The following is a 1,512-nucleotide window of genomic DNA, read 5'->3' as shown; positions in this document are numbered from 1 at the left end:
GTCTTGTTGTCTCATGCCAGCCTCCTGCGTTTAAAAGAGGCTGGACTGAAACCTGTTGCGCCCCACCGGGCGGCTGACTCCCCGCGTCATGGCGGGCGTCCATTCCAACGTGTCCGACCTGCACTTATCTCGCCTCACTGGGCGGCCTGTCGGTATCTGGCTAAGTTGTGAAAGAACCCGGAAGCTCCTGGCCTCCGCCGGAAGGTGTTTGCCTTCCATGAGAGAAATGATACGAAAACGTATAATTATAGTCAATACGAAAACGTATAATTTTTGCGGCAATGACGCATACTTTGCCGGAGGGGCGGGGTAGTTGGGTTAGGCAGCCCAGGGTAGGGTAGGGCACCACCAGTTGCTCACAGCAGGACAAAGCCTTAAACTGGTCATGTTAACCATGGGATACGCAGGCCAATGATAGAAATTATCCAAAGCGAGGTGTTTTCAAATTGGCTGCGAGGCTTGAAAGACAGGCGGGCGCGGGCACGTATCCATGCACGGCTTGACCGCATGGCCGATGGTAACTTTGGCGATTCCGAACCAATAGGCGATGGGCTAAGTGAAGCCCGCATCCATTACGGCCCAGGTTATCGGCTGTACTTCATGCGGCGCGGACGCGCACTGGTGGTGCTGCTGTGTGGCGGTGACAAGTCCTCGCAGCAGCGTGACATTCAACGGGCAAAGGTGGTTGCCGATCTGTGGAAAGGGGAGAATCCATGAGCACAACATTCAGTCGTTATGACACAGCGGAATACCTGAAAACTGACGAAGACATGCAGGACTATCTGGAAGCCTGCATGGAGGAGGCAGGGGATGACCCGCAGTTCATTGCCAAGGCGCTGGGGGTGATTGCCCGCGCACGCGGCATGTCACAACTGGCGCGTGATTCCGGGCTGGCGCGTGAAAGCCTTTACAAGGCATTGTCAGGCGAGGGCAACCCAGAATTCTCCACCATCCTAAAGGTGGTCAATGCACTGGGGCTGAGACTGCACTTCAGCTTGAGGGATTCAACGGCATGATTGCAATGCAGTCAAACGAAGTGAAAGCTGGGCTTTTTAACCGCAGGCGTAGCCGGGCGACTGAGGCAGTCGCCAAAATACGCCAGTTGCGTGCTCTGGTATTGAGGAACGGTGAGGATATTGGCGGACCTGGCGGCAGAGTGGAAGGCGGAGGGGCGGCTCTAAGGCGGCTGGTTTAGGCTGCCAGGCGACCTATCCAGCCGTCACGGGTGCTGAAAGGAACAACACTGGATGACTCGGACAAGATGTTTGCCAAGAACCCAATGGTGTCTTTCTCCATGCCTTCATCATCTATGATGACATACCTGTTCAAATGTGGGATGTTTGCCGACTTTACGTCAAACATTTGACCACTGATTGCATAGGCATTCCCCCAATCAATGCCATTTTTGCCTTGAGGGATGCACTGGATCAGGCTTCTGGCATCATGTGATTGGCGGATGGAAAAGGGGAACTTGATGACATGGCCGCTACGGCCAGTTACGGCGTAGCCCCG

3 protein-coding genes are annotated in these 1,512 nt (G+C 54.9%); 2 read left to right on the top strand and 1 reads right to left on the bottom strand.

Annotated elements, in window-relative coordinates; translation table 11 throughout:
- Window positions 1-411: 411 nt before the first annotated feature.
- Both VSS37_RS07180 and VSS37_RS07175 read left to right on the top strand, forming a co-directional pair.
- Window positions 412-717, top strand: coding sequence for a type II toxin-antitoxin system RelE/ParE family toxin (locus tag VSS37_RS07180; protein WP_324694123.1), 306 nt, complete (start codon window positions 412-414; stop codon window positions 715-717).
- The gene (locus tag VSS37_RS07175) at window positions 714-1,016 is read left to right on the top strand and encodes an addiction module antidote protein (RefSeq protein WP_324694122.1); all 303 of its coding nucleotides are present in this window, start codon (window positions 714-716) and stop codon (window positions 1,014-1,016) included. Before VSS37_RS07180 ends, VSS37_RS07175 begins: the two co-directional genes overlap by 4 nt.
- 175 nt (window positions 1,017-1,191) lie before the next feature.
- Here the strand turns inward: VSS37_RS07175 and VSS37_RS07170 are convergent.
- On the bottom strand, window positions 1,192-1,512 hold a 321-nt coding region (locus VSS37_RS07170; RefSeq protein ID WP_324694121.1), incomplete at its 5' end, for a hypothetical protein.

Origin of the sequence: Candidatus Thiothrix phosphatis (assembly GCF_035668035.1) — a bacterium.
Lineage (GTDB): Bacteria > Pseudomonadota > Gammaproteobacteria > Thiotrichales > Thiotrichaceae > Thiothrix > Thiothrix phosphatis.
The sequence above is the reverse complement of the archived record's forward strand: the minus strand, read 5'-3'. Positions and strand labels throughout refer to the sequence as shown.